General features: G+C 37.1%; 3 protein-coding genes. 1 reads left to right on the top strand and 2 read right to left on the bottom strand.

What is annotated here, in order from left to right; genetic code table 11:
- Positions 1 to 208 precede the first annotated feature (208 nt).
- On the bottom strand, positions 209 to 481 hold the full coding sequence (locus F6K13_RS25755) for a response regulator (RefSeq protein WP_275670372.1): 273 nt from the start codon (positions 479 to 481) through the stop codon (positions 209 to 211).
- An 871-nt stretch (positions 482 to 1352) separates the two neighbouring features.
- Here F6K13_RS25755 and F6K13_RS25750 point away from each other — a divergent pair.
- On the top strand, positions 1353 to 1820 hold the full coding sequence (locus F6K13_RS25750; protein WP_124144988.1) for a peroxiredoxin: 468 nt from the start codon (positions 1353 to 1355) through the stop codon (positions 1818 to 1820).
- A gap of 289 nt (positions 1821 to 2109) precedes the next feature.
- Here F6K13_RS25750 and hpf read toward each other — a convergent pair whose 3' ends face one another.
- Positions 2110 to 2754 carry a ribosome hibernation-promoting factor, HPF/YfiA family gene (hpf, locus tag F6K13_RS25745; RefSeq protein ID WP_124144984.1) on the bottom strand — a complete coding sequence of 215 codons (645 nt, stop codon included), beginning with the start codon at positions 2752 to 2754 and terminating at the stop codon, positions 2110 to 2112.
- Positions 2755 to 3071: the final 317 nt, after the last annotated feature.

Below are 3071 nucleotides of genomic sequence, written 5' to 3'. Positions count from 1 at the left end.
TCGTTAGCGCAGCTCCCCTAGAAGGGGGCACATGATATAAGGGTAGTCCTAAAGATGTCAGGATATTAGTTCTTACATCCCTTTAATGATCGGAAGGTAGACTAGAAAAATTATTACTTGTTTACCACTACCGATATAAGAAGCAGTACTATAAATAGCTACAAACTTAATTTGATTACTCTATTTAAACATCCGATCGTTACTCAAGTTATAATACGGATTTTAACTGGTCAATTTTCACTGGTTTAGAAATATAATTATTCATTCCTGAATTTAAACAAATTTGGCGATCTTCTTCCATTGCATTTGCAGTCATAGCGATAATATAAGGTTTTTGGCTATCTGGAAAATGTTGACGAATCCAACAAGTAGCTTCTACCCCACTCATTTGTGGCATTTCCATATCCATTAAGATAATATCATAGGATTTACAAGGACTAAAAAGGGGGAAAGAATACTTCTTTTGATTAGAGAATAGCAAAAAATAAATTATTCAATTTTTGGACTACCCCTACTCCCTTAAATTCAGTGCAATGAAATATTTTTTGACTCGGAAGTCCCTTACTTATTAAACTAACATAATAGTAATTAATCGACTCAAATTGAAAACGCAAAGCAAGTGATCGCCAATTAAATCTGAAGAATAGTAAACTTCTATCTAGGGTTTGCTGAAAAAGTCTTTTTGTAGGGGGTAGGAGGACTGAGTCAGGAGGAATAATTGTCTGATATTTGTCTCTCTAGGTTTGCTGAAAATTTGATCATTTTCAGCTTTTTGGAACGAAAAACTTGCATTTTTTCCGTAAAAAGGCTAAATTTATTACAAATAAAGGCTTTTTAGAGTTATATCATGTACCCTTGAATACTTATACTTTGGTGGAAAGAAGGCAGAGGGCAAAAGGCCTTTATGTTCAAGGGTTTCTTCCAATTGTGACTTAATTCTATACACAAACGATGCTACCGGACATGATATTAATCAGCAAATCCTATCTATTCTATAATTACTTATTATCTCCCCTTAATTAGGGATAGAACTTCGTTCCGTGCTCCGCGTTACATGTCGCATTTGCGTTTTGCTGGCGCACAACTGCGTTAACGCTGCGCGACATTTTTCCCCAGCATGACCTTAGCGCAGCTCCGACCCAGGAGATAGGATGCGTTGTGCGCCAGCTAAACAAAAAACTTTCTCCGATCTTTCTTTGTCTTCTTTCCTTCTCGTTCCCTGTCTTGAACGCAATTTTTCCTTCTTCCCTCTTCCTTCTTCTATAATTTTCCTAATCCTAATAATGTACGCTAATATAACAAAAAGTTAACATTATATGTATGTCCAAAAAAAATGGACTCAAAACTTAAATATGGCAGTTAAAGTAGGAGATCGAGCACCCAATTTTACCTTACCATCCCAAGACGAAACCCCAGTTTCTCTATCTAACTTCCATGGTAAGAAAAATGTTGTCGTTTATTTTTATCCCAAAGACGACACACCTGGATGCATTAAAGAAGCTTGTGCATTTCGAGATAAATATCAAGTCTTTACAGATGCTGGTGCTGAAGTGATTGGTATTAGTGGAGACTCTCAACAGTCTCACAAACAATTTGCTAGCAAGTATAATTTACCCTTTACTCTTTTAAGCGATACTAGCAACAAAGTCAGAGAATTATATGGTGTTCCTGCTACACTTTGGATACTGCCGGGTAGAGTTACTTACGTCATAGACAAAGAAGGAATTATCCGTCATATCTTTGACTCTATGCTCAATTTTGAAGCTCACGTTGAAGAAGCTTTAAAAACATTAAAAGCAATACCTGCCTCAAGAAGCTAGAAGGCTTTCATCAGAGACTTACGCAAAATTCTCTATTATCCCATAACCGCAGTTTAGGGCGCATTGCAACGCACCCTGCAATTAGAATTTTTGCGTAAGCTCTAATTGTTAAAATGAATCACTCAGAGATTAGTGAATATACCAAAGAACAAGTTGCTTAGGACATAGACTGATGATGAACCTCAGATAGGAAAATTTTTTCCCCCTGTTCCCTATTCCCTATTCCCTATTCCCTATTCCCTATTCCCTATTCCCTATTCCCTGCTATAACTCCAATTCTGATATCATTCTAAACCTGAGCAGATTCAATACCTGCTACTTCATCAGTATTATGAGCTGCCTTCCCATTGCTACTATGACCATTAGTAGGTCGTGGTTGAATTAAACCATAACCACCATGATGATAACGTTTGTAGATCACATTAATTTCGCCTGTTGCAGCATTGGAAAACATATAGAAATCATGATCGATAAATTGTAGCTGCTCTAGTGCTTCTTCTACCGTCATCGGAGACATAGCAAAATATTTCGTCCGTACTACTTCACTAGGTAGCTCCGGTTGGCGATCGCCAATCAAATCCTGCTCTACTGGTTGTGATTCAATCATCTCAACAGTTTTAGCTTTACTCACCTTGGATTGACGCTTTTCTTTATACTTTCTTAATTGGCGTGCAATTTTATCTGCTACTAAGTCAATACTAGCATACAAATTCTCGCTACTTTCTTGGGCACGAATGACTGTACCGTTAGCGTAGATAGTTACTTCTGCTGTCTGCTTAGGATTTATCCGTGGGTTTCGAGCTACTGACAGATGTACATCTACCTCTGTAGTGAGTTGTTGAAAATGGCTAACTGCTTTTTCAATTTTTTGATTAACATACTCGTGAATGGAATCGGTTATTTCTATATTCTTACCCTGGATAACAAGCTTCATAAGCTCCCTCCGCTAATGTTTGGGATTTACTATTTAGAGTAGCACTTTGTATTCTCCCTAACATCCTATCTTTAAAATCCTTTGCATCCCTTGACATTTCTTGATTTTTTTTGCTTGAATTTAGCTAAATTTACAAGGGTAAATTTACCCTTGATTGTTTGGATAATTCACAGTACCCAAACTGACTCCTAACTACTCTAGCTATATAACTCAACTATTAGATATTGGTATTTCATCACATTGTCCACTTCAAAACTCTCTAACATACGATTGCTGACTAATGCGGTTAAGACCCTTGCGGTGGTCAGTTTGGTCCT

The sequence above is a fragment of the Okeania sp. SIO2B9 genome, assembly GCF_010672505.1.
Lineage (GTDB): Bacteria > Cyanobacteriota > Cyanobacteriia > Cyanobacteriales > Microcoleaceae > Okeania > Okeania hirsuta.
The sequence above is the reverse complement of the archived record's forward strand: the minus strand, read 5'-3'. Positions and strand labels throughout refer to the sequence as shown.